We start from the raw sequence: 24,929 nt of genomic DNA on the forward strand, positions 1-24,929 counted from the left end.
TATGAGAAATTGGGGTGAGCAAGTTGAAAGGTTTTGATAAAACCAACTACAACTTTAAACAGGACGACTGGGGCTCGGCTTATTACCGGCAGCCCAAGTGGAAGAAACCAAAGCAGTACAGCGCCAAAAAGGGTAATTTCTACCGGATTGCCTTTGTCCTGGTGATATTGGCGGCACTTTTCGCCTTAAAGGGGACAAGCAGCCCCTGGGGAGTTCAGGTAAAGGACAATCTAAGGTATGTACTTACCACGGACTGGAACTACCAGCCGGTATTTGAAAGAGTGGTCCAGTACGGACTGCAGCTGGCAGACGCGGACTGGCCTTTTTTCAGCAGCCCCCAGCCAGTTGTTTCAAGGCCTAATAATAATTCCGCCGCCGGTTCGCTGCCGCTACCTGTCTCAGGCAGTGTCGTCCGTAATTTTGGGATGGTTGCTGATCCTATTGACAACCTGGAGCGTTTCCATTCGGGAATAGATATTGCCTCCCCGGTGGGAAGCGAGGTAAGGGCCGTTCAGGACGGAATGGTGAAAAAGCTGGGCGACAGCCCGGAACTGGGTAAATACGTTTTAATCGATCACGGCCAGGGGACCTATACCCTGTATGGAGAGCTAGCCAGGTCGGCTGTTGTTGAAGGCCAGGATATCAAGGCCGGGCAAACACTTGGAGAAGTGGGTAATACGGGTGACGTGACAGGCGGCGGTTTGCATTTTGAGCTAAGGGAAAATGACAAACTGGTTGATCCGCTGAGCAGGCTGCAGTTTAACCAATAGAGAGAGGTCGTTGTTTTGAAAATAGGTACTGTGTCCGGTGTGGAGATCCATCTGAACAATGCGTTCCTGGCCTTGCTGGGGCTGTTTTTCGCAGCCGGAGTGCTGGGAAAAGGGCTGATTGCCTTCTCTGTCGTGCTGCTGCACGAACTGGCCCATGTCGCGGTTGCCCGCCGTTTCGGCGTAAACGTATCGGATGTTGAACTGCTCCCTTTTGGCGGGGTCAGCCGCATCGGCGGCGAAGTAGTTTTGGAGCCTTCCAGGGAAGTATTGGTGGCCGCTGCCGGCCCGGCAGCAAACCTTTTGCTGGCCGGCCTGGGAACAGCCTTAAAAGGTTTCTGGCCGTGGGGCGATGAACTGGTTAATTTCTTTCTTCAGTGCAACCTCCTGGTTGCCGCTTTCAACCTGCTGCCGGCGCTGCCCCTGGACGGCGGGAGGGTTTTTCGCGCTTACCTGGCAAAGAGGGTGGGATTTAGACAGGCTACTTATAAAGCGGCATGGCTGGGTCAGTTCTGGGGCTTGTCGATAATACTCCTGGGGGCCGCGGGCCTGTTACTGGGCTTATCCGGCCTTGATATTCTGATCACAGGGAGTTTTCTTCTTTATGCGGCCACCCGTGAAAAAGGGCTGGCGCCGTTCCACTTTATCAGGCATCTTACCCAAAAAAAGCTTGAGCTCGTCGCGGCTGGGGTGCTGCCGGCCGAGCCCCTGGTTTCTTTTGACTATGTGCGAATAGGAGACATTATCAAGTCTTTTATCCCGCAGAGATTCCATGTGGTAATGCTGCTGGATAAGGACTGGCATTACAAAGGTGTGGTCAGCGAGGCTCAGATAGTTGACGCTCTGCTCAAAGATGGTGTGGACATTAAAATGGGTGATTTGAACAAAATCACATAGGTTTGTTAAATATTTCATCCATCCTGTTTATCTATGCTTCACCCCTTTCCTCATCCTGCTTCTTTACTTCCTGCCGTTTTGCTTCAGGCCGCGCGCTTTCAAAAAGTATACTGTATTTCAGCCGGCACCCCTGTAAAAATAGAAAAATTTAGTATATAATTGCCAGGAACCATGTTAATTGCCATTAATGGTCTGCCTCAGGAATATTTTACCGTTTGTTTTGGGGAATACTACTTTTAATCATTATTTACGGGGAGCATGACACCATGGACAAGCTGGAACAAATTTTACCCCTGGTAAAAAAGCCGGCCCGTTACACGGGCGGAGAATGGAACTCTATACGCAAGGACTGGGACAAAACAGAACTCAAGACTGTCTTCGCCTTTCCTGATGTCTATGAGGTCGGCATGTCCCATTTAGGGATGCAGATTCTGTACAATATTGTCAACAACCGGCCGGATGCTTTAATGGAGAGGGTATTCGCCCCCTGGCCGGATATGGCGGAGAAGATGCGTGATAACGGCCTGGCCCTGTTCGCCCTGGAATCTCAAAGGCCGGTTAAGGATTTTGATATAGCTGCTTTTACCCTGCAGTACGAGATGAGCTATTCAAATATCCTGTATATGCTGGACCTGGCCGGCATCCCAATGCGGGCCGGGCACAGAAATGAAGAAGATCCCCTGGTAATAGCGGGTGGGCCGTGCGCTTTCAATCCTGAGCCGATGGCGGATTTTATTGATATTTTTGTAATTGGCGAAGGCGAAGAAGTTATCAATGAACTGCTTGATGTAGTGCTGGCTGGTAAAAGGAGAAAGCTGGGGAAGAAAGAAATCCTGCTTGAGGCGGCAGGTATTACCGGTATTTATGTGCCATCCCTCTATAACGTTTATTACCGTGAGGACGGGGCTTTTTTAAAGATTTCTCCGGTGCGCGAAGGAGTGCCGGCAAAGATAACCAAAAGGGTGCTTAAGGATTTTGACGCCGCCCCCTTTCCGGTAAAACCTGTTGTGCCTTCCACGGAAGCTGTGCATGACCGCATGATGATAGAAGTCTTAAGGGGATGTACCAGGGGCTGCCGTTTTTGCCAGGCCGGTATCATCTACCGTCCGGTCCGGGAGAAAAAACCTGAAACGGTACTGCGCCAGACTGCCGAACTGGTTAAAAATACCGGCTTCGACGAAATTTCACTGACATCCCTCAGCACCAGCGACTACAGCCCGGTCCTGGGAGTAATCAGGGCGATTGCGGAGGAGCATGCTGGAAAGGGAGTTAATGTATCGCTGCCTTCCCTGCGGGCGGACCATTTTTCGGTGGACTTGGCCAAGGAAGTCCAGCGCGTACGCCGCTCCAGCCTTACATTCGCCCCGGAGGCAGGCACACAGCGGCTCAGGGATGTAATTAACAAAGGCGTAACGGAAGACGACCTGATGGAAGCGGTAGGGGCGGCCTTCAGGGAGGGATGGCAGGCGGTAAAATTATATTTTATGATTGGCCTGCCCACAGAAACTGATGACGATCTGGAGGGAATTGCCCGGCTGGCCAGGGAGGTTCTGGCTCTGGGACGAAAAAGCGGCGTACCCCGCGGGCGTTTGAAAGTGACGGCCAGTGTTTCGTCGTTCGTACCCAAACCGCATACCGTGTTCCAGTGGGAACCACAGGAACCGCTTGGGTCCCTGAAATGGAAACATCATGTCCTTTCATTTAAAGCAAGAGACCGTGGTTTAACGTTTAATTACCATGACGCTGACCTCAGCTTCATTGAAGCTGTATTTGCCAGGGGAGACAGGCGGCTGGGGGATGTGCTGGCCAGGGCTTTTGAATTGGGGTGCCGGTTTGACGGGTGGTCGGAATATTTTAACAAGGAACTGTGGCTGGAGGCCTTCCGCCTGGCCGGGCTTGACCCGGAGACTTATGCTTACCGCCGGTACAGCTATGACGACCCGCTGCCCTGGGACCACATTGACGCCGGAGTATCCAGGCAGTATCTTGTCCTTGAGCATAAACGGGCCATGGAAGGCGCCGTTACCCCGGACTGCCGCGGCGGTCACTGCCCCGGATGCGGATTATGCCCCGCTCTGGAGATTGAACCTTTCTACGCGGGGAGTGATCTGTGATGTACAGGTATAGAATGATGTACGCCAAAGAAGGTCCTGCCAAATATATCTCTCACCTTGACCTGATCAGAGCTTTTGAACGGGCGGCAAGGAGAGCCGGTCTTCCCGTCGCTTTTACGCAGGGATTCAACCCGCACCCAAAACTTTCGTTTGCCGCCCCGCTGGCGGTAGGCACATCCGGAGAAGCGGAATTTGCGGATATTGAACTCACGGAGAATATTCCAGCCGGAGTTGTGGCAAAATCTCTTTCAGAAGTCATGCCGGAAGGGCTGCGGCTGATTGAGGTCAGGATGGTTGCGGAATCCGCGCCGGCCCTGATGGCCATAGTCGACCGGGCTGCCTATACTGCCAGGGCCGTGCTTGAGACTTATCCTGAAAAGGAGGCGCTGGCAGGCGCTGTGGCCGACTTTTGGGCGAAGCCGGAGGTCCTGGTTGAGCGCCGCAGCAAGACGGGTGATAAGAGAAAGTACGACATAAAGCCTGGTATTTTGGCGATGTCGGCCCGGATAAATAATGATATAATAGAAATTGAAGCGGAATTGAAAACTGGCAGCAACGGCAATATCAGATGCGAAGAACTTATTGCCGCTTTTATGGCGGAGAGTGGACTAAAGGCGCGGGGGAATTTTGTATTGCGCCGCAGAGCGCTGTACGCCGCCGGGCAAAGTGAGCGGGAAATGCTGTGGTAGATAAAAAAGAGATATAAATAAAAAATGTTGTTTTATGTATGGAAGGGATAGGGTTGTATGTTGAAGGAAATTGTTGTTAATGTTGGCGAGGAAGAAACCAGGGTAGCTGTTCTTGAAGATAAATTACTTGTGGAAATATATATTGAGCGGTCTATCAACCAGCGCCTCGTCGGCAATATATTTAAAGGCCGGGTTGAGAATGTGCTGCCCGGCATGCAGGCCGCCTTTGTAAATATCGGGTTGGAAAAAAACGCTTTTTTATATGTCGAAGACGCCCTTCCGGCCAATTCACCGGACGGAAGCGGGAATGCCGGGTATACCCTGGGCGCCAATATTTGTGATATTTTAAAGCAGGGACAGGAAATCCTGGTACAGATAGTCAAGGAACCTATCGGCACCAAGGGCCCCAGGGTTACCACCCACATTACCCTGCCCGGCCGTTACCTTGTGTTGATGCCCACGGTGGATTATATAGGCATCTCACGGCGGATCGAGTCAGATAAGGAAAGGGAGCGATTAAAGGACCTTGCCTCAAGGGTCAAACCTGAAGGAATGGGTGTTATTGTCCGCACAGTGGCGGAGGGCGTGGAAGAAGAGGAACTGCGCCAGGACATCTCCCTGTTGACCAAACTGTGGCGTAAAATTTTAAGCAGGGCCGCCCACGGCACTGTCCCAAACGTGGTGCACCGTGACCTGGAGCTGGTCCAGCGGATCCTGCGCGATGTCTTTACTGAGGACGTTGACCGTTTGATCCTGGACTCGCGGTACGAGTATGAAAAAGTACTGGAACTGCAGGATATTTCCAACCCCCGCCTGAAACTCAAAGTATTTTTGGACGAGCGGGAGAATATTTTTGAAGAATACGGTATTGAACAGGAAATAGAAAGGGCTTTAAACCATAAAGTCTGGCTGAAATGCGGCGGCTACCTTGTGATCGACCAGGCCGAAGCCCTCACGGCAATCGATGTGAACACCGGCAAGTACGTGGGGACGACCAACCTGGAAGACACAGTCCTGAAGACCAACCTTGAAGCCGCCTGTGAGATTGCCCACCAGCTTCGCCTGCGAAAAATCGGCGGGATCGTTATTGTCGATTTTATTGATATGACCCAGGAAGCACACCGTAACCAGGTGCTGCAGGCCCTGGAGGAAGAGATCAAGAAGGACAAGACCAAAACAAATATCCTGGGTATTACACAGCTTGGCCTGGTGGAGATGACCCGCAAAAAGGTGCGCCCGAGCCTGGCCGAGGTGCTGCAGAAACCATGTCCATACTGTGAGGGCAGGGGGAAGGTCCTTTCCGAGGAAACGCTGGGTATAAACTTTAAAAACCAGATTTACAACGCCGCCCGCCAGACCACGGCGCAGACCATACTGGTTGAGGCAAACCCGGTGGTGGCGGCGCGCCTGATCGGCAGCGGCGGGGCCAGTCTGCGCGATTTGGAAAACAAGACTGGCAAGAGCCTGTATATCCGTGGCTCTACCGGACACCATATAGAATCTGTCACCATCAGGCCGCTTCACGATAATGATGAAATCAAGGCCAACACGCTGCCTGTCAAACCCGGCGAGGTCCTTGAAGTCAGGGTGGAAGAGCCCCATGTGACAAATTTTCATGACGGCATAGCCAGGGTAAACGGCTTTATCCTGGATATTGAGGGCGCCGCAGCCTTTGTCGGGGAAACTATTCCGGTGGAAGTAAGCAAGGTCTACCGCACATACGCCAAAGCGCGCCCGGTAAGAATATAAACATCCAAAAACGTGTCAAGAGAACCGTCCCCTTGACACGTTCGTGTCAAGGGGACGGTTCTCTTAACACGCTATTGACAAATAAAACTTGTATGTTAAAATGTTGTATTGTAGGTATTTAAAAAGTATTATGGTACCGCGCGGAACTGGTTTTAAAGAGGGTTAGATTTGCGAGCCCCTACCTGTTTCCGGCGTGTCCCGAATGAGGGGGTTAGAGTAATGTATGCGATTATTGAGACTGGCGGCAAACAGTACCGTGTTCAGGAAGGCGACATGCTGAATGTGGAGAAATTGCCCGCCGAAGCCGGCGAAGTAGTGGAAATAGACAAGGTGCTGGCTGTAGTGAACGGTGAAGAAATTAAGATCGGCACTCCCATGGTGCAGGGCGCCAAGGTAATCCTGAAAGTGCTCCGCAGCGGAAGAGACAAAAAGATTATCGTCTTCAAGTTTAAAGCGAAGAAAAACTACCGGCGCAAGCAGGGGCACAGACAGCCGTTTTCCCAGGTGCTAGTTGAAAAAATTGAATCCTGACAGGAATTTTTTAATAGGAGAGGTGATTTACTTTGGCACATAAGAAAGGTGTAGGCAGCTCACGTAACGGCCGCGACTCCAAACCCAAAATGCTTGGGGTAAAGAGAGCGGACGGGCAGTTTGTTTCAGCGGGCTGCATCCTGGTCCGGCAGCGCGGCACCAAAATCCACCCCGGCCGCAATGTGGGTATCGGCTCTGATGATACTCTATTTGCCAAGGTCGACGGCCTGGTAAGCTTTGACCGGCTAGGACGCGATAAGAAAACTGTCAGCGTGATTCCGGAGACAGTGGCAGTATCTTCATAAGAATAATACAGCTTTAGCATGACATAAACACTGTTTTCATGCCGCAAGGTTTGAAGACAGTGTTTTTATTTGGGAAACATGGAAACAAGGAGCAGTTCTTTCTGTTTCCTTTAAAAAGAGATTTTTTTAGATTTTCCATTTTAAAGGAAAAGAAGTGATGTTTGTCGAATCAATCAACGCCTGAAAGGAGTTGGCAATAAATGAATCTAGAAAAACTGTTAGAGATAATCCAGGTGCAGAGGCATGATTTTTTAAATCACCTTCAGGTTATTTCAGGTTTTCTGCAGTTAAATAAACCTGAAAGGATACGGGAGTATATTGAGCTTGTCACAGCAGATATGAGTGTTATGAGCCAAACAGCCCGGTTAAAGATACCCGAGATCACGGCTGCTCTATTAGTGGGGTTTAATGAAGCCGCAAAATACCAGGCTGAAATGGAACTAGCGATAAATTCCAACCTGGATCAATGCACGGTGCCCGGACCTGTTGCTGGCGGTGCGCTGGGGAGTGTAATAGAAGTTTTTCTTCGCAATTTGTCCTCTTCTGAATCGTACGCGAGAAATTTCACGGTCAGGCTAGCAGAAAACGGCACAGGGCATACTATCTGCCTTCGCAGCCCGGCATTTTGTATAGCGGACCCGGTGTTGTTAAAAAAAGACCTTGAGCCTGTAAAAGAGTTGCTTAATAAATATGCCGGGGAGTTAAAAACAGCGTTTTCAAGCGAAATACTTGAAATCTTTTTAGACTTCCCTGGAAAACGGGCCGAAAATGGGCAAACTATTGGTTGACCGGAAGTTGGCAGGCACAGCGCTGTAATTTTTTTCTGCCGCGGTTTATTTTAATTTTGAAATCCAAGCAGGTGATTATATGTTTTTTGATAAGGCGAAGATTTATGTCAAGGGCGGTGACGGCGGCAACGGCTGCGTGGCTATGCGCAGGGAAAAGTATGTCCCGGAAGGGGGGCCCTGGGGCGGTGACGGCGGCAGGGGCGGTGCTGTTATCTTCAGGGCTGATGAAGGACTGCGCACCCTGGTCGATTTTCGGTACAAACGTCACTATAAAGCGGAACGCGGCCGGCACGGGGAAGGCAAAAATATGCAAGGGGCATCCGGCGGGGACCTGATCGTACGTGTGCCGTCCGGTACCTTGATCAGGGATGACGATACAGGAGAACTAATTGCCGACCTGGTCAGAAACGGGCAGGAGGCGGTGGTGGCCCGCGGCGGCCGGGGCGGCAGGGGAAACGCGCACTTTGCCACCCCTAACAACAAGGCGCCCAAAATGGCGGAGAATGGAGAGCCGGGTGAGGAACGCTGGCTGAACCTGGAGCTCAAGCTGCTGGCGGATGTGGGCCTGGTGGGCTTCCCCAACGCGGGTAAATCAACATTGATTTCACAGGTATCGGCGGCTAAACCCAAAATAGCGAATTATCCCTTTACCACCATTACCCCGAATCTGGGCGTGGTCCGGGTGGAGGAAGGCCGGAGTTTTGTGATGGCCGATATACCGGGCCTGATCGAGGGAGCGCATGCCGGAACAGGCCTTGGACATGATTTTTTAAGACATGTTGAGCGGACACGCCTGCTTATACATGTCCTTGACACAGCGGGCAGCGAAGGACGCGACCCGGTGGAAGACTTTCTGGTAACAAAGCGGGAATTGTCCCTTTACAACCCTGTCCTCGGTGAAATGCCCCAGGTTATCGCGGCAAATAAAATGGACCTGGACGAGTCCGGTAAAAACCTGAACAGACTGAGAGAGGCTTACGGCGGTAATTATGAAATATTTCCGGTTTCAGCGGCAACCGGCGAAGGCCTGGATAAGCTGATTTACAGAGTGGCCGAACTTGTTGAAAATATCCCCCTCAAGATGCCTGAGTCCGCGCAGCACCCGGTGGTGCACAGGCCCGAACCTCGTTTCAGCGTTTATCACGAGGAAGGTGCTTATTATGTGAAAGGCAAAGAAATAGAGCGCCACGTGGCCATGACAAACATGGATAACGAGGAAGCGGTGGAACGCCTGCAGTGGATCATCAAGCGGATGGGGATTGAGGATGAACTCAAGTCAGCGGGCATAAAAGAAGGAGATACGGTGAAAATCGGCAAGTTTGAATTTGAGTATTTCGAGTAATCGGCTCTTCAATTGGATATGGTGCTATGGTATACTTTTCCCAACCAAACAAATTGACAGGATTTACAGGATTATTAAGGATTTACAGGATTATAATATTTTCAAAATCAAATAAACCATGAATATAAATTTTAATAATCTTGTTTGTACTCCGGATTTATAACCCAGAAGTATAAAAATTAAATAATACTTAATAAACGTCCTTAATCCTGTTAATCGGTTTTTAAATCCTGTTAATCCTGTCAATTTGTTTTTAATGATTTTTGATAGGATGATATGTTTTAGATAGTTGGGTGAGATATATGACAGAACGTAATTTTAATTCCGTTAAAAGGGTTGTTGTTAAGGTCGGCTCCAGTTCAATAGCGTACTCTACCGGGAAGCTGAACCTTTATCAGATCGAAGGTCTGGTCAGGCAGCTGTCCTGTCTGCATAACCAGGGAAAGGACGTGCTTCTGGTTACTTCCGGCGCTATCGGTACCGGCGCCGGCAAGCTGGGCCTGGCCGGGCGTCCCAAAACGATACCGGGTAAACAGGCTGCCGCCGCGGTAGGACAGGGCATACTGATGCATATTTACGAGAAGTTTTTTTCAGAGTATGGAGTAACCGCCGGGCAGGTACTGCTGACCAGGGAGGACTTCTCTGACCGGCGCCGGTTTTTAAACGCCAGAAACACGCTGCACGCGCTGCTTCAGTACGGCGTTATCCCGGTGATTAATGAAAACGATACTGTGGCTGTCGACGAGATTAAGCTTGGCGAGAACGACACCCTGTCGGCCCTGGTGGCCGGGCTCGTGGATGCCGAACTGCTTATTCTGCTTTCAGATATCCAGGGTTTGTACACAGCCGACCCGCGCAAGGATCCCGAAGCCAGCCTGATCCGGGAGGTCAAGGAAATAACGTCCGATATAGAGTCGCTGGCCGGCGGCGCCGGCAGTAAGCTGGGGACCGGCGGTATGGCTACAAAAATATCGGCGGCCAGGATAGCCGCTCATTCCGGTGTATCCACGGTACTCGCGTGCGCCGGGGAGAAGGATATCGTACTTAAGGTTGTTGCCGGGGAGCAGGTGGGGACTGTGTTTTTGCCTGCCGATAACAAGCTAGAGAATAAGAAACAGTGGATTGCATACAGCGCTGCGGTATGCGGGAAAATACTCGTTGACGAGGGCGCTGCCACGGCCCTGATCAAGCAGGGCAAAAGCCTGCTGCCATCAGGTGTTACGGGTGTGGAAGGGCAGTTTGAAATAGGCAGCACGGTCTGCATAGTGGGACCGGGTAACCAGGAAATTGCCAGGGGGATAACCTCTTATTCTTCGGCTGAAATTGATCAGATTAAAGGAGCCCAGACCAGAGAAATATCCCGCATTCTTGGATATAAGGACTATGAAGAGGTAGTGCACCGGAACAACCTGGTGCTTAATCAGTAATCTTGGGCAAAATCATTTTTTTATTCTTCTTGCTTTTAAATCAAACAGACAGTACAATTTTTTTATGAATACAGTAACTGCAAGAGAACGGCGACTGGGCATCATGGGCGGCACTTTTGACCCTGTCCATTTCGGGCACCTGGTCGCGGCTGAAGGGGCGAGGTACTCGTTCAGCCTGGAAAAGGTAATTTTCATACCGGCCGGCAACCCGCCCCATAAACCTGACCATATCATTACTGAACCGTCCATTCGATATAAAATGACCTGCCTGGCGGTTGCTTCGAACCCATCTTTTTGCGCTTCTGACCTGGAGGTCGAGCGTCCCGGGCCTTCTTTTACAATTGACACGGTGCGGTACATGATGCGTCTCCATCCCAATGAGAGGATTTTTTTCATTACAGGGGCGGACGCCCTTATAGAAATTTCCACCTGGAAAAATTTTGAAGTTCTCTTGTCGATCTGTAATTTTGTGGCTGCCACGCGTCCCGGATATCGTTTATTGGAACTAAAAGAAAAACTTGATCCGCTGCCGGACAGTTTAAAACAAAATATTTCATACATGGAAGTGCCTGCCCTGGCTATTTCCTCAACTGACATCAGGCAGCGCGTACGTGAAGGGAGGCCTATAAAATACCTTCTTCCCGAATCCGTAGAGGACTACATAATTCAAAATAATTTATACCGGCAATGAAATTTGGAAAAATCTTTGCCTGGTTAACATTGCATCAGGACATTTTCTTTTGTAAATAATATCTTTAAGTAAAATAAGTTTCATCGGGAAAGAGGTGATTAGTAGATGGCGCGTACCCTGTACGTAGGAAATCTACCGTGGGCTACCAAAGCGGAGGATTTGGCAGATGCTTTTTCCGCGCATGGAGAAGTTTTGAGTAGCCGCGTTATTACTGATCGAGAGACCGGTCGCTCCCGCGGATTTGGCTTTGTTGAAGTCCGGGATGAAGATGCGGAAACTATGATCGCTGCAATGAACGGCACCGAACTTAACGGAAGGGTAATAACAGTAAACGAAGCGAAAGCCAGAGAAGACAGGGCGGAAGGGATGTCCTAGTAAAAAATTGTTTTACTAAAAATATCTATAAATGATTAAGATATTGAATGCCCGTGTTGCTTACTGCACGGGTTGCTTTTATTTAACGCAGGAAGGACAACCAGCGGCTGTTGGCGAATACTGTCAGGTAGTCATTTATAGAAAATATCCTCATAGGGGGCGGGAAAAATTAGGGATAATATTGAAATTTGCAGGCAGCGACTGGAAAAAGACGCCCTTGCCAAACATCTGGGGATTACTATTGCAGAAATAAAGCCGGGTTATGCCAGGGCAACCTTAAAAGTAACGCCGGAGCTGCTTAATGGAGCCGGATTAACCCACGGCAGCACGGTTTTCGCGCTGGCGGACATTGTTTTTGCGGCTGCCAGCAACTCGCACGGGTCTCTGGCGCTTGCGCTTAACATAAGTATAAATTTCCTGAAGGCAACTACCGAGGGCGCTGTGCTTAGCGCTGTCGCCAGGGAAGAGAAGCTGACCAGGAAGACGGGGCTCTACCGCCTGGAAGTAAGGGATGAAAATGATGACCTGGTGGCGCTGGCCAACGGCACGGTCTTTATAAAGGGACCGCATAATATATAGGTTAATTTTTGTTAAGTTTGGGGCATATTCTTAATAACTGGTTTAGCAACAGGGAAGGAACTTTTAGCCGGGAGAAAGAATAAATAATCTGTAGAGGGAAAATTAATTAATCAAGGGGGAGTGGCATTGCCATTAAGTCCACAAGCAGTTGTAAATATTGCTGTGCAGGCTGCGGAAAACAGGAAGGCATTAGAGGTGACAGTGCTTGACATCAGCAAGGTATCAATTATTGCCGACTATTTCATAATATGCAGCGGTCGTACCGGCACCCAGGTCCAGGCGATAGTGGAGCACATTCAGGAGGAACTGAAGGATAAAGGTATGCTTGCCCTGCGCCGGGAAGGTTTCAGGGAGGCTAACTGGGTGTTGCTGGATTATGGTGATGTTATTATCCATGTATTTCAGGGAACTGAGCGGGAGTTTTACAATCTTGAGCGCCTCTGGGGTGACGCCCGGATTGTGGGTGTCCCGGTGAACATTTAGTTTTCTCCGTGTAGCTACCGGGCGGGCTGGATAATTATCCAACCGGCGGTCAATTTGATCTATGCTGTTGACATATGTGGGTGTATGTCTTATAATAATTCTCAGTTTTAGTTTGCAGGGCGATGACGAGGAGCAGTAAGCAGCGCAGTGCTTTAGAGAGCCGCCGGTTGCTGTAAGGCGGTGAACGAGGCTGCCGAAACTCGCCTCTGAGCTGGCCGGTGGAAGGTTTAGTACTCCGGTCCGGTTGCGACGTTATAGCTTTAAGTGGGTAAAGAGATGGGGCTGTGGCGCAGTGGGAGCGCGCTTCCTTGGCATGGAAGAGGCCGCGGGTTCAATCCCCGCCAGCTCCACCATAATTGATCTTTGCCAAAAAGGGTGGTACCGCGGGTAAAACCTCTCGTCCCTACAGGGACTTAGGGGTTTTTTTATTTTTGGGAGGGGAACATGTGAGTGTAATTGATTTTGGCGGAATTACACTGGGAACGGTTTTTATAGTCTTAAATTTACCAGTCCGGATTTTTCCGGACAAATTTTTTCAAATATAAAATGGAAACAGATACGGTTTATAATTGATTTATTTGCACATTATGCCAAGATGTGAGATATTAAATAAGGTATAGTGTGTGATAACTTTGCGGTTGCAGCAATCAAGGGGGAACTGAATTGAAAGTAAAGTATGATTTTGATGAAGTAGAAAAGAAGTGGCAGGAACGGTGGGCTGAAAGTGACCTCTACGCCGTGCCGGATTTTTCCGACCGGCCGAAATATTACTGCCTGGAAATGTTCCCTTACCCTTCCGGGAAATTACATATGGGCCACGTGCGGAACTATTCTATAGGTGACGTGGTAGCCCGCTTTAAAGCCATGCAGGGGTTGCATGTGCTCCACCCGATGGGGTGGGACGCGTTCGGGCTGCCGGCTGAAAACGCCGCCATCAAGCACGGCGGCATCCATCCCGCGGACTGGACCATCGATAACATAAACAATATGCGGGAGCAGTTAAAACAGCTGGGCATCAGCTATGACTGGAACAGGGAATTCGCCACCTGTGACCAGGAGTACTACCGCTGGACGGAATGGCTCTTTCTGCAGTTATTCCATAAAGGGCTGGCCTATAAAAAGCTGTCGGCCGTGAACTGGTGCCCCGGCTGTGCCACGGTGCTGGCCAACGAGCAGGTCGTGAACGGAGGCTGCGAGCGCTGCAAGACTACGGTGGAAAAGCGGGAGCTGGCCCAGTGGTTTTTCAAGATTACCGACTACGCCGACCGCTTGCTGAAAGATATGGATCTCCTTGAAGGATGGCCTGATAAAGTTAAGATCATGCAGGAAAACTGGATCGGCCGCAGCGAGGGCGCGGAGATCGATTTTCAAATAGATGGCGCTGAAGATATTGTAACAGTATATACGACCCGCCCGGATACGGTTTTTGGGGTAACCTACATGGTCCTGGCGCCGGAGCACCCGCTGGTGGAAAAGCTGATAGCCGGGACAGAAAAAGAAGCGGAAATTAAGGAATTTGTCCAAAAAGTGAAAAACCTGAGCGAAATTGACCGGACGTCAACAGAGGTGGAAAAAGTCGGCCTGCCGCTCGGAGCTTACTGTGTAAACCCCCTGAACGGGGAAAAAGTCCCGGTCCTGATCGCCAATTATGTCCTTTTAGAATACGGGACCGGCTGTGTGATGGGTGTGCCTGCCCATGACCAGCGTGACTTTGAATTTGCCAGGAAATATAACTTCCCGGTCCGGGTGGTGATCCGGCCCGCGGGGGTGGACCTGGACCCGGATAAAATGGAGTCGGCCTATGAGGATGAAGGATATCTCGTTAACTCCGGCTCATTTAACGGGCAGCCCAATAAAGAAGCGATCAAGGCGATCACAACTTATCTCGAAGAGAAGGGCCAGGGCCGGTTCAGGGTTACATACAGGCTCCGGGACTGGCTCATCTCCCGCCAGCGCTACTGGGGCGCGCCTATCCCCATAATTTATTGCGATGTTTGCGGGGTTGTGCCGGTTCCCGAGAGTGACCTGCCGGTACTGCTGCCCATGAACGTGGAATTTAAACCAACCGGCCGGTCGCCCCTGGCGGAATGTCCCGATTTTGTGAACACAACCTGTCCCGTTTGCGGCGGGCCTGGTAAAAGAGAAACCGACACGATGGACACCTTCATGTGCTCATCCTGGTATTACTACCGCTATACCAGCCCGAGGGAAACAGAAGGCCCGTGGGACAAAGCCAAAGTGGATTACTGGCTGGCGGTGGACCAGTATATCGGCGGGGTTGAGCACGCCATACTACACCTTTTGTACTCACGTTTCTTTACAAAAGTGCTCTACGACCTGGACCTGGTGAGCAACCAGGAGCCTTTTACCAACCTGCTCACCCAGGGCATGGTCTTAAAAGACGGGGCGAAGATGTCGAAATCAAAAGGGAACGTGGTCAGCCCGGAAGACATTATCGCCCGTTATGGGGCCGATACGGCCAGGATGTTTATTCTTTTCGCGGCGCCGCCTGAACGCGACCTGGAGTGGAGCGACCAGGGAGTGGAAGGCTGCTTCCGCTTTTTGAACCGCGTCTGGCGGCTGGTGGAACCCCTGGAGGAAACACTTAAGAAAGCCCCTGTCAGGCAGGCCGCGAACCTTGTGGGAATAAACCGGGAAATGCGCCGCGTTACCCATAAGACGATCAAGAAGGTGACTGAAGACATCAGCACCCGCTTTAATTTCAATACGGCGGTCAGCGCCATTATGGAGCTTGTTAACGCGCTGTATCAATTCAAAGAGGTCCCTGAATCAGACCGCGACCCAGCTGTCCTGAAGGAAGCGGTGGACTCACTGCTGCTGCTGCTGGCTCCTTTCGCCCCCCACATCACCGAGGAAATATGGGAGGCCACCGGACACGAGGGCAGCGTCCACCTGCAGGGCTGGCCGTCGTATGACCCGGAAGCGATTGTGGAAGACGAAATAACAATAGTTGTGCAGGTCAACAGCAGGGTGCGCGACCGCATGCTGGTCCCGGCTGGTTTGTCGGCCAAGGAGATGCAGGAAAGAGTGATGAATGACCCTAAAATATTAAAGTTGACTGAAGGCAAAAAAATAGTCAAGATAATACCGGTGCCGGACAAACTGGTCAATATCGTTGTGAAGAACTAAGGAGATAGGGCGGGATAAATCCCGCCCTACATGGCGTTCGATAGCCAAAGAGGAATGCAGGAGTACTGATGTCCGACGTCCGACGACTGAAAGATGCGGCTTTAGACGCACAAAAAAGTCCGGATGAATCCGGACCTGCAATCCTCACCATGGAAACCTTAGTCTGCAACCTCGGGTCAGGCTTTAGAGAAAAGCTTGACCCATTTCTTATATAAAAAGAAAGCCATAATCTTTTTTTGTAGGCTGTTAGGAATGCAGGATATTCCCACGTCCAACGGCCCACGTCTCACGACTCATTTATGCCGGTTTCAAACCATACCTCTGGATTTTGCGGTAGATGGTGGCCCGGCTGATGCCAAGGGCCCGGGCCGCCCTGACCTTTCCTTCGTCGCTCCAGCCAAACCTGTCCAGAGCCGCGGTGATAGCTTCTTTTTCCATCTGCGCCAGCTGCAGCAGCCTGCCGTCGCCCGCTATGCCGTCCCTGGTCTTTTTCCTTGTTTCCTCGCGAATTTCCGGAGTTAGGCTCTCCAGTGATATACGGTGGTTTTCCTCGAGGTTGATGGCGTATTCAACGGCGTAGACCAGTTCCCTGACATTGCCCGGCCAGTAATATTTGACGCAGGCTTTCATGGCCTCGTCGCTGAACCCCTGGATGTCCTTGCCGAGCAGTTTGCCGAACCTTTTCATGTAAAAGTCAAGGAGCAGCGGGATGTCCTCGGGCCTTTCCCGCAGGGGCGGAATTACCAGGGGGATGACGCTGAGCCTGTAGTACAACTCATCCCTGAAAAGATTTTTCCTGACCATCTCCTGCAGGTCGTTGTTTGTCGCGGCGATTACCCGGACATCAACGGGGATCAACCTGTTGCCGCCTACCCGCTCGATCCTGCGGTCCTGCAGGTACCTTAAAAGCTTGGCTTGCAGGTAAAGCGACAGGTTGCCGATTTCATCAAGGAAAATAGTGCCGCCGTCAGCCAGCTCAAACTTGCCCGGTTTGCCGCCGCGCCTGGCGCCGGGAAAAGCTCCCTCATCATAACCAAAAAGCTCCGTTTCCAGCAGGTTTTCCGGGATCGCCCCGCAGTTTATTGATACAAAAGGCCTGTGTCCGTGCGGCCCGTTGGCGTGAATGGCCCGGGCGAAAACCTCTTTCCCGGTGCCGCTTTCTCCCGCGATCAGTATGGTCAGGTTGCCGGAAGATATTTTGACAGCCTTGGATTTTACATCTTTGAATGATTTGCTGACACCGACCAGGTCGTCAAAATCGATCATTTCCTGGGTGCTCATAATTTCATAGGCCAGTCTCTGCGTTTCCTTGAAGTCACGAAAGGAGGCAACCACCCCGGCTATCTGGCTGTTTTCCACTTTTATCGGCCTGGCCGTGCTCAGGAGATGCAGCTTGCGGCCGCCAAAATTGAAGAAAACTTCCCTCGAATTAAATCCTTTCCCTTCCTGCAGCACCTCCGCCAGGGGCAGGGAAGGCAGTATGACTTTGGCGTCCTTGCCGACGATATGTTCCTTTTTAGCGCCAAAAAGACGCTCGGCGGACTGGTTGAAATGTGTGACTACGCCCTCGCTGTTTACCGCCACGACACCTTCGTAAACAGCGTCGACAACCGCTTCCAGACGGTTGGCCATGACCATCCGCTCGGCCACAATTTCCCGCTCCAGGGCCTTGCTGCTGATCAGGTCAGCCATCCGCCCGATAAACTCAATCAGTGAACCGGTATTCTTGGACAGGGTTTCTTTCTGGGCGTCGTCAAAGGCGATCAGGCTGATTGTCCCGATTACTTCGGTTTCGGCGATAATCGGGTATACAATGGAAGCCCGGTAAAAACACCGCCCTGAGAGGGGGCATGACAGGCAAATAGGGTGGAAGCCGGCTTCATTGATAAAGATATGGTTTCCGGTCTGCAGGACGTGTTTATTAACCAGGCCGCGCAGCAGGCGCGACCCGACGTCGTTTCTCACGATCCCGGTTCCCGCCACTCGCACCAGTTCGGTGTCAATAATTTCGACTTCCACTTTCAGGACCGAGGCAATAGCCTCTGCCACCTTCTGGCCGTTTTCACTAACCTGGGCAAGCCTGGACATATAAACAACTCCCTGTTAAAACTGTTAACTTTTATAATGTAATATTTATTCTGGATGAAAACGTTATTTCCTACTTTGTTTAAATAAGGTTAATATGAAGGGATTAAAAAGAAATATCCCTTCATTCGGCAATCAACAATTCACCAAAAGACGGGATATGTATTTTTAGTATTTTACTCAAAATATAATTTTAGGCGGCGGCCTGGCAGGCGGAGTTCCAGCCTATTTCCAGCGCCTTTTGATTTAAGGCTTCAGTTCCGCGGGGAATGCGGGACATCAGTGCCGACATTAAAGATTCTTTTGTAACCACGCCGGTTACCGCGGCTAGCGCGCCCAGCGCCACAACATTGGCGACCATTTCCTTGCCGAGAGTTTCTTTGGCAATTCTGCTGTATGGTATTTTAAATACCCTGGCGTTTGTAGCCGGTACATCATTTATATTAGTGCTGTCAACCATAAGGATGCCGTTTTCATCCAGCTTGCCCGCAAACTTCCTGAGAGCCTCCTGGCTCATAACAAGAAGGACGTCCGGCCTGGTCACCCGCGGGTAATCTATTTCGCCATCGCTTATGATAACTTCTGCCCTGCTGGCCCCGCCGCGGGCTTCCGGCCCGTATGACTGGGTCTGGACAGTGTTTTTGCCGTCCCTGACCACTGCTTCAGCCAGTATTTGGCCCGCCAGGATCAACCCCTGGCCGCCTGTTCCGCTGAGTAATATTTCGCAGTTCTGTGTCACAACAATCATTCCCCCTTAAAATTTCCCCTGGGCTTTCTCTATTAGCTGATCGTAGACCTCGGTATATTCCGGGGCCTCAGTTTTATAAAGCTCGCCGATGATAAATTTCCCCCGCATCTCTTCGGGCGTTAACCTTTTTGCTTTTTCAACTGAAACCGCGTGCTCCTTCTGCCACATCAGCATATCGTAACCGCCGCCCATCTTGTTGCGCCGCCCGTAGGAAACAGGGCAGGCCGTAACTGCTTCGATCATGCTGAAGCCTTTGTGGGAGGCCCCGGCCACGACCAGCCTGGTAAGCATGGCCGCGTGGTAGGTGGTGCTTCTGGCTATATAAGTGGCGCCCGCCGCCCTGGCCAGTTCAGTAAGGTCAAAGTTGCGCTCAATGGTGTTGTAGGGCGCGGTCGTAGCGAGAGAATCCGGCGGTGTCAGAGGTGAGTACTGCCCTCCGGTCATACCGTAAATATTGTTGTTGAATATTATCGCCGTGAGGTCTATATTGCGCCTGGCCGCGTGTATGAGGTGGTTTCCCCCGATTGAACTCGAGTCCCCGTCACCCATGATTACAAACACGTTAATCTCCGGCCTGGCAAGTTTAACCCCGGTGGCGAAAGCCAGCGCCCTGCCGTGGGTGGTGTGAAGCGTGTTAAAATCCATATAGCCGGCTGCCCTGGAAGAGCAGCCTATACCGGATACGATCACGGTATTGTTCTGGTCACAGCCTATCTTATCGAAAGCCCGCACCATGGCGCCGAGGACGATCCCGTTGCCGCAGCCGGGACACCAGATATGCGGCAGTTTTTCAGTCCGCAGGTATTTTTCAGTGCTATTCCGCATTTTTTTTCACCTTGACTTCTGATTTTATAACATCCAGGATCTCATCCGGCGTGATCATTTCTCCGGTAACCCGGTTAATGCCCTTAATTCTTGTATTGCTCCGGGCGACACGTTCCACCTCGCCTATCAACTGGCCAAGGTTCAATTCGGGTACAATTACCGTGCCGGCCTGTTTGCATATGGCAGCTGTTTCTTTAGCGGGGAAGGGCCAGATCGTAATCGGGCGGAAAAGACCGGCTTTAATTCCCATTTCCCGGGCTTTTTTAACCGCGCTCTTGGCGGAACGCGAGGTCGCGCCGTATGCAATGACGATAATTTCAGCATCTTCGGTCATCCATGATTCGGTCATGGTTATTTCGTCAAGGTGATCCATGACTTTGTCGTTTAACCTGTTGATCAAGCGCTCGGCTTTTTCAGGGTCAGTGGTAGGACCGCCGCTTTCATCATGGGTAAGACCTGTTACGTGGTAGCGATACCCCTCGCAAAAGTTGGCCATTGGCGGAACTCCGTCATCGTCCGGTTTATAAGGAAAGTATTTTTCAAGACCGGCAGGCGGCTTCTTGCGGTCGACGATCTTAATTTCGGACGGGTCGGGGAGGATGACCCTTTCCCGGCTGTGTCCGATTACTTCCTCTGACAGCAGGATCACGGGCGTCCGGAAACGTTCCGAAAGGTTGAATGCCTGTATCGTTAAGCTATACGATTCCTGTACCGAAGCCGGGCACAGGGCTATTACAGGGTGGTCGCCGTGGGTTCCCCAGCGGGCCTGCATTATATCTCCCTGGGCGGTGGCGGTGGGAATGCCTGTGCTGGGGCCGCATCTCTGGACATTGACCACGACACATGGGACCTCCGCTATAACCGCGAAGCCCAGGTTCTCTTGTTTTAAAGAAAATCCGGGACCGCTGGTGGCGGTCAGGGATTTTGATCCGGCCAGGGACGCGCCGATAACGGCGGCCATGCTGGATATTTCATCTTCCATCTGGATAAACTTACCGCCAACGACGGGTAGTTTTTTAGAAAGGATCTCGGCAATCTCGGTGGAAGGTGTGATCGGGTAGCCGGCAAAAAAACGCACACCCGCAGCCAGGGCGCCTTCGGCAATAGCCTCGTTGCCCTGCATTAAACGGGCAAGCGGTGTAATTTCAGTCATTTGTCAGTCCACCTCTGTGAAAATTGCAAAGTCGGGGCAATGGTTTTCGCAATTGCGGCAGCCGGTGCAGAGAGACTGGTTCGCTACTACAGCCTTGCCGCCGGCGGCCATGCTTAATACCCCGGGGCAAAGGGCCGCGCATATGCCGCAGCCTTTACACAGGCCGGTATTAATTGATACTGTCCTGTAATGGACAGCGGTAACTGCTTCCAGGGCCATGGCTTTCACCTCAAAAAATCTATATTCTGGGGAAAACATCATTTTTGTCAGTATGAATATATCATATTGAGATATTACTATTCATTTCTTACGGTTTAGCAGTATCTCATAATGAGATTAATCTCAAAATAATACAAGTTTTTTCCCTATTTCATATTTTACTCTATTTACACCCGATGTAAAGTAATATTTTTATTAAAATACGGTAAAACCTAAAATAAATTTTAAAGGCTGGTGTCTGTTTTTGATCTGGGAATATGTTTACCGCACCACTTTTGTATATTTCCTGGTCCTGCTGGTAATAAGGATGATGGGGAAACGGGAGATCGGCCAGCTTTCCCCTTTTGATTTTGTCGTTGCCATTATTATCGCCGAACTGGCGGCGATACCGATGGAGGCCACTAACATTCCCCTCTGGCACAGTATCCTCCCGCTTTGTATTTTAGGTATCCTGGAAGTAATCGTATCCTATGCCACTCTTTTCAGCCGGAAACTGCGCGGCATTATCTGCGGCCACCCCCAGGTTATAATTAAAAACGGGGTCTTGTTGAAGGCGGAAATGAGAAAAGCCCGCTATAACCTGGATGACCTGATAGCCCAGATGCGTGAAAAGGGGATAGTGGACCCGGATGACGTCGAGTTCGCCGTGCTGGAGACTTCAGGGAAGTTAAGCGTAATTTTAAAATCCCAGCACCGCCCGGTCACACCCGCCGATTTGGGGATCCCCACCGCGTATGAAGGACTGCCGACGGTCCTGGTCATGGACGGTGATGTATTGACGAAAAACCTGGATCAAATTGATTTGGACGAGACCTGGCTGCAGAAGGTTTTGAGCGAACGGGGGCTGACTCCCAGGAAAGTCCTCCTGGCCACACTCGGCACTGACGGCAGGCTTTTTATTAACAGAAAGTGAGAGCTGCCGCGTGGGGATAAGATTTAATGACAAATTTTCATAATAATGTTAACTAAAAGGAGGAAATAGTCGTTTATGGTAGAATTAACCTTATAGTCCATTTAGTTAGACGCCGGAAGGTGTTGCGATTGATCCAGCTTGAGAGGAGACAACAAGTAATCCTGCTTGTCCTGGTGGGGGTCATACTTTTTGGCGGGGGATACAGGTTAGCCCAGGTCAAGGAGCGCTCCGCGGTTAAGCCGGTGCTGGAAACAGCGGAACAAAGCAGGGTCAAAAGTTTAAATGTGCATGTGACAGGAGCTGTCACCAACCCTGGCGTTTACGTACTGGAGGCCGATGCCAGGATCATCGACGCGGTTAACAAGGCCGTTCCGATGGGAGATGCCGACCTGGACTCTTTAAAACTTGCGGCTAAAGTTATTGACGGGCAGGACATCTACGTCCCATTTGAAGCTGATCGGGACGGACCGGCGGCAGCCGGAAGCCAGCCGGGGGCGCCTGGTACGTCGAGGAGCGGCGGTATGCCGGCAGGTACAGGTTTCGCCGCAAACAGCCTGGTCAATATAAACACAGCCGACGCCGCTCAGCTGGATACCCTGCCCGGTATAGGCAGCTCGCTGGCGCAGCGGATTATCCAGTACCGGGAAAATAACGGCCCTTTTAAAGCTATAGAAGATTTAAAGGATGTTTCCGGGATAGGCGACAAAAACTTTGAAAACCTGAAGGACAGGATAACTGTTTATTAATATTTTACATAGTGTGGCAAACCCTATGTTTATCTTTTGTTATGAGCTAAATATATAGTTGAGGAGGCTCACAGTTATGGCTGAGATAAAATTTGAAATTACAAAAAGCCTGGGGGTCCTTTCAGAGGGCTCCCGGGGTTGGCAGAAAGAGATCAACCTGGTCTGCTGGAACGAGCGCAAGCCCAAAATCGACATCCGTGACTGGGCTCCGGAACATGAGAAAATGGGTAAAGGCATTACTTTGAACTGCGAGGAAATAAAAAAGTTGAAAGAAATTCTGGACAGTATCGATATTGTTGGCCTGGGGTTGGAGCCGTAAAATAATAAAAACCCGATCCGGCTTAAGATGCCGGGTCGGGCTTAGTATACTTGTACGGTGGCGGTTACTACTTGCGGTTGTCCGTATGCGTTATGTCACCGCACCACTGGCACTTGTAAAAGTCATATACCGAATCTTCGTCTTCGGTTTTGAACATGTGGCTTCTCTGCCCTCCGCAGTCGCAGTTGAAATCGGTTTCCAGACTGTTTTCCTCTTGATCCATCAAGGTCCCCTCCTGGTGTTTTTTAGCTCTTCGCAGAATGGAAACGGTACCTTTTGAATGTTAAATAAGTGTTTCAACAAAATTTCCATAAATCCTTTACCTTTGAAAATTTAATTATTAATGGAATGTCGTTACGCGCCAGGAGATTCTCCAAGTCTGGACTTAATAAAATTATTTATTTCTGACATGACAAGTTCCTGATCATAGTCGATAACAGCCATATGTCCTGAGTTTTTCAGCCAAATAAATTTTTTACCGGCGGTGTTAACCAGGCTGCTGTATATGTAAGGACCGTTGCTGCAGGGGACAACACCGTCGTCCTGTGATTGAATGACCAGGGCGGGAACAGTTATGCGGCAGAGTTCGGACCGCACCGAGCGCATCAGGCTGAACAGCTGTATCAGCGCACCCGGGGGCACTGTGTTGTAAGCAAAATGATTATTACGAGCACACGGGTCCTTGATATTGTGGTCCACAGCTTTTTTGAAATGCAGGAGGTATTCAATAGGGCGGGTGAGATACAGCTTCAGCTCAAGGTACACCGGCGCGCAAACTGTAATCACCCCGTCAGCCTGGTAGTTCGCCGCCAGGTGCAGGGCTATGGTCCCTCCCATGGAAAATCCGATCAGAAAAACGTGAGAGCAGATGCTCTTCAGCTTTTCCAGCCCGGCAGCAGCAGAACCTATCCAGTCTTCACAGCTCCTGCCCCTTAGATCAGAAGGCTTTGTGCCGTGGCCTTCAAGCAGGACACCTGAAACCGTTATGCCTTTACCGCGCAGGTATTCACCCAGCGGCATCATTTCAATGGGTGAACCGCCGAAACCATGTATTAAAAGACAGCCTGTGCTGCCGCCGGGGAAGTAAAACGGTTTTACTCCTATGGTTATCCCCTCCGGGTAAACAAATTAACTGGATTTACAAGATTATTAGATTCAACTAATAATATTTCTTTTAAAATCTTGTTAATCCTATTAAATCCTGTTAATCATGTCAAATTGTTTAATAGAAATACTGCAAAAAGAAGGGGTTTAGGCTTTTTTGGAGAACTATTCCAGAACTCCATATGCACTTGTTAAAACTATCACGCCATATTGCGGAGAGGTGGGCTTTTTTCATGGAAGTCAACCCGCTGATCAGAATGCTGCTGATGGAATACCTTACAGGTTTCCAAAGCGGAGAAGTAAAGGGGACAGGGGCGAAAAGCGGTGAATTCCAACTGCTGCTCACGCTGGCCCTGTCCGGCGGCCTGGAGTATTTGCCGGCAGATTACTGCGGTTCCGGCGGCATTAAGGCTTCCACCGCCGGTTCAATGAAGCAGGGGAAAAGGTTTACATCCGAAAACAGGACCGCGTCCCGCGGCATTAGCAGGTCAACCGGCGGCAGTGCCGGGACCGGCAGCCTGGACAGCCTGATCAAAAATACGGCGTCAAAATACGGGGTGGACCAGTCCCTAATTAAATCGGTAATCCAGGCCGAATCAGACTTTAATCCCGGCGCCACTTCACCGGCGGGGGCAATCGGGCTGATGCAGCTCATGCCGGACACCGCCTCCTACCTGGGGGTCCGGAACCCATATGACCCGGCACAGAATCTAGAGGGCGGCGTGCGTTATTTAAAACAGATGCTCGACCGTTACGGCGGTGACGTAAGCCTGGCCCTGGCCGCTTACAACGCCGGACCGGGAGCGGTGGACCGCGCGGGAGGAATACCAAACTATAAAGAAACAAGAGATTACGTACGGAAGGTGCTGGAGAACAGAATAAATTTTACAGTCTAGCAGTCCCTCACCTGTCCTCATAAAATAGCGGAGA

The 24,929-nt window shown here is 50.7% G+C and carries 26 protein-coding genes and 1 tRNA gene; 20 read left to right on the plus strand and 7 right to left on the minus strand.

Annotated features, from left to right (window positions below):
- Positions 1–14: 14 nt before the first annotated feature.
- The 16 genes from ACOBQJ_RS05395 to leuS all read left to right on the plus strand — a co-directional run bounded on the left by ACOBQJ_RS05395 (position 15) and on the right by leuS (position 15,887).
- On the plus strand, positions 15–770 hold the full coding sequence (locus tag ACOBQJ_RS05395) for a M23 family metallopeptidase (RefSeq protein WP_421070709.1): 756 nt from the start codon (positions 15–17) through the stop codon (positions 768–770).
- Between the two features lie 15 nt (positions 771–785).
- Positions 786–1,664, plus strand: a complete 879-nt coding sequence (locus ACOBQJ_RS05400) for a M50 family metallopeptidase (protein WP_421070710.1) — start codon at positions 786–788, stop codon at positions 1,662–1,664.
- A 266-nt stretch (positions 1,665–1,930) separates the two neighbouring features.
- Complete coding sequence (locus ACOBQJ_RS05405) at positions 1,931–3,778, plus strand: TIGR03960 family B12-binding radical SAM protein (RefSeq protein WP_421070711.1); 1,848 nt, start codon at positions 1,931–1,933, stop codon at positions 3,776–3,778.
- A complete protein-coding gene (locus ACOBQJ_RS05410; RefSeq protein ID WP_421070712.1) occupies positions 3,778–4,467 on the plus strand; it encodes a TIGR03936 family radical SAM-associated protein in 690 nt (229 codons plus the stop codon). The genes ACOBQJ_RS05405 and ACOBQJ_RS05410 overlap by 1 nt, the downstream gene beginning before the upstream one ends.
- Positions 4,468–4,524: 57 nt before the next feature.
- Positions 4,525–6,216, plus strand: coding sequence for an Rne/Rng family ribonuclease (locus tag ACOBQJ_RS05415; RefSeq protein ID WP_421070713.1), 1,692 nt, complete (start codon positions 4,525–4,527; stop codon positions 6,214–6,216).
- A gap of 219 nt (positions 6,217–6,435) precedes the next feature.
- Positions 6,436–6,747 (plus strand): 50S ribosomal protein L21, encoded by a 312-nt coding sequence (gene rplU / locus ACOBQJ_RS05420; protein WP_421070714.1) that lies wholly within the window; start codon positions 6,436–6,438, stop codon positions 6,745–6,747.
- 32 nt (positions 6,748–6,779) lie between these two features.
- Positions 6,780–7,052 carry a 50S ribosomal protein L27 gene (gene rpmA / locus ACOBQJ_RS05425; RefSeq protein ID WP_421070715.1) on the plus strand — a complete coding sequence of 91 codons (273 nt, stop codon included), beginning with the start codon at positions 6,780–6,782 and terminating at the stop codon, positions 7,050–7,052.
- A 200-nt stretch (positions 7,053–7,252) separates the two neighbouring features.
- The gene (locus tag ACOBQJ_RS05430) at positions 7,253–7,840 is read left to right on the plus strand and encodes a Spo0B domain-containing protein (RefSeq protein WP_421070716.1); all 588 of its coding nucleotides are present in this window, start codon (positions 7,253–7,255) and stop codon (positions 7,838–7,840) included.
- 79 nt (positions 7,841–7,919) lie between these two features.
- Positions 7,920–9,182: a GTPase ObgE gene (obgE, locus tag ACOBQJ_RS05435; RefSeq protein WP_421070717.1), complete on the plus strand. Its 1,263-nt coding sequence runs from the start codon at positions 7,920–7,922 to the stop codon at positions 9,180–9,182.
- Positions 9,183–9,484: 302 nt separating this feature from the next.
- A complete protein-coding gene (gene proB, locus ACOBQJ_RS05440; protein WP_421070718.1) occupies positions 9,485–10,609 on the plus strand; it encodes a glutamate 5-kinase in 1,125 nt (374 codons plus the stop codon).
- Between the two features lie 64 nt (positions 10,610–10,673).
- A complete protein-coding gene (gene nadD, locus ACOBQJ_RS05445; protein ID WP_421070719.1) occupies positions 10,674–11,300 on the plus strand; it encodes a nicotinate-nucleotide adenylyltransferase in 627 nt (208 codons plus the stop codon).
- 105 nt (positions 11,301–11,405) lie between these two features.
- On the plus strand, positions 11,406–11,675 hold the full coding sequence (locus ACOBQJ_RS05450; protein WP_421070720.1) for an RNA recognition motif domain-containing protein: 270 nt from the start codon (positions 11,406–11,408) through the stop codon (positions 11,673–11,675).
- 249 nt (positions 11,676–11,924) lie between these two features.
- Positions 11,925–12,254: a PaaI family thioesterase gene (locus ACOBQJ_RS05455; protein WP_421070928.1), complete on the plus strand. Its 330-nt coding sequence runs from the start codon at positions 11,925–11,927 to the stop codon at positions 12,252–12,254.
- Positions 12,255–12,380: 126 nt separating this feature from the next.
- A complete protein-coding gene (gene rsfS, locus ACOBQJ_RS05460; RefSeq protein ID WP_421070721.1) occupies positions 12,381–12,737 on the plus strand; it encodes a ribosome silencing factor in 357 nt (118 codons plus the stop codon).
- Positions 12,738–13,015: 278 nt separating this feature from the next.
- Positions 13,016–13,090 (plus strand) — tRNA-Ala (locus tag ACOBQJ_RS05465).
- Between the two features lie 310 nt (positions 13,091–13,400).
- Positions 13,401–15,887: a leucine--tRNA ligase gene (gene leuS / locus ACOBQJ_RS05470; RefSeq protein WP_421070722.1), complete on the plus strand. Its 2,487-nt coding sequence runs from the start codon at positions 13,401–13,403 to the stop codon at positions 15,885–15,887.
- 297 nt (positions 15,888–16,184) lie between these two features.
- On the opposite strand, the gene ACOBQJ_RS05475 is transcribed toward leuS, so the two are convergent.
- From ACOBQJ_RS05475 to ACOBQJ_RS05495, 5 genes are all read right to left on the minus strand, one after another.
- Positions 16,185–17,975: a sigma 54-interacting transcriptional regulator gene (locus ACOBQJ_RS05475; RefSeq protein ID WP_421070723.1), complete on the minus strand. Its 1,791-nt coding sequence runs from the start codon at positions 17,973–17,975 to the stop codon at positions 16,185–16,187.
- Between the two features lie 190 nt (positions 17,976–18,165).
- Entirely contained in the window at positions 18,166–18,720 is a 555-nt protein-coding gene (locus ACOBQJ_RS05480; RefSeq protein ID WP_421070724.1) for a 2-oxoacid:acceptor oxidoreductase family protein, read from the minus strand.
- Between the two features lie 6 nt (positions 18,721–18,726).
- Entirely contained in the window at positions 18,727–19,545 is an 819-nt protein-coding gene (locus ACOBQJ_RS05485) for a 2-oxoacid:ferredoxin oxidoreductase subunit beta (RefSeq protein WP_421070725.1), read from the minus strand.
- Positions 19,535–20,698 (minus strand): 2-oxoacid:acceptor oxidoreductase subunit alpha, encoded by a 1,164-nt coding sequence (locus tag ACOBQJ_RS05490; RefSeq protein WP_421070726.1) that lies wholly within the window; start codon positions 20,696–20,698, stop codon positions 19,535–19,537. The genes ACOBQJ_RS05485 and ACOBQJ_RS05490 overlap by 11 nt, the downstream gene beginning before the upstream one ends.
- 3 nt (positions 20,699–20,701) lie before the next feature.
- Positions 20,702–20,917, minus strand: a complete 216-nt coding sequence (locus ACOBQJ_RS05495; RefSeq protein ID WP_421070929.1) for a 4Fe-4S binding protein — start codon at positions 20,915–20,917, stop codon at positions 20,702–20,704.
- Between the two features lie 244 nt (positions 20,918–21,161).
- Here ACOBQJ_RS05495 and ACOBQJ_RS05500 point away from each other — a divergent pair, with 244 nt between their 5' ends.
- The 3 genes from ACOBQJ_RS05500 (at position 21,162) to ACOBQJ_RS05510 (ending at position 22,895) form a co-directional block, all read left to right on the plus strand.
- The gene (locus tag ACOBQJ_RS05500) at positions 21,162–21,830 is read left to right on the plus strand and encodes a DUF421 domain-containing protein (RefSeq protein ID WP_421070727.1); all 669 of its coding nucleotides are present in this window, start codon (positions 21,162–21,164) and stop codon (positions 21,828–21,830) included.
- Positions 21,831–21,949: 119 nt separating this feature from the next.
- Positions 21,950–22,576, plus strand: coding sequence for a helix-hairpin-helix domain-containing protein (locus ACOBQJ_RS05505; RefSeq protein ID WP_421070728.1), 627 nt, complete (start codon positions 21,950–21,952; stop codon positions 22,574–22,576).
- A 76-nt stretch (positions 22,577–22,652) separates the two neighbouring features.
- Positions 22,653–22,895: a YdbC family protein gene (locus ACOBQJ_RS05510; protein ID WP_421070729.1), complete on the plus strand. Its 243-nt coding sequence runs from the start codon at positions 22,653–22,655 to the stop codon at positions 22,893–22,895.
- Positions 22,896–22,962: 67 nt separating this feature from the next.
- Here the strand turns inward: ACOBQJ_RS05510 and ACOBQJ_RS05515 are convergent, their stop codons facing one another.
- Both ACOBQJ_RS05515 and ACOBQJ_RS05520 read right to left on the minus strand, forming a co-directional pair.
- Entirely contained in the window at positions 22,963–23,118 is a 156-nt protein-coding gene (locus tag ACOBQJ_RS05515) for a hypothetical protein (protein WP_421070730.1), read from the minus strand.
- Positions 23,119–23,249: 131 nt separating this feature from the next.
- Positions 23,250–24,005, minus strand: coding sequence for an alpha/beta hydrolase (locus tag ACOBQJ_RS05520; RefSeq protein WP_421070930.1), 756 nt, complete (start codon positions 24,003–24,005; stop codon positions 23,250–23,252).
- A gap of 227 nt (positions 24,006–24,232) precedes the next feature.
- Here ACOBQJ_RS05520 and ACOBQJ_RS05525 point away from each other — a divergent pair, with 227 nt between their 5' ends.
- Positions 24,233–24,895: a lytic transglycosylase domain-containing protein gene (locus ACOBQJ_RS05525; protein ID WP_421070731.1), complete on the plus strand. Its 663-nt coding sequence runs from the start codon at positions 24,233–24,235 to the stop codon at positions 24,893–24,895.
- Positions 24,896–24,929: the final 34 nt, after the last annotated feature.

This window comes from Pelotomaculum propionicicum (assembly GCF_048984525.1).
Taxonomy (GTDB): domain Bacteria; phylum Bacillota; class Desulfotomaculia; order Desulfotomaculales; family Pelotomaculaceae; genus Syntrophopropionicum; species Syntrophopropionicum propionicicum_A.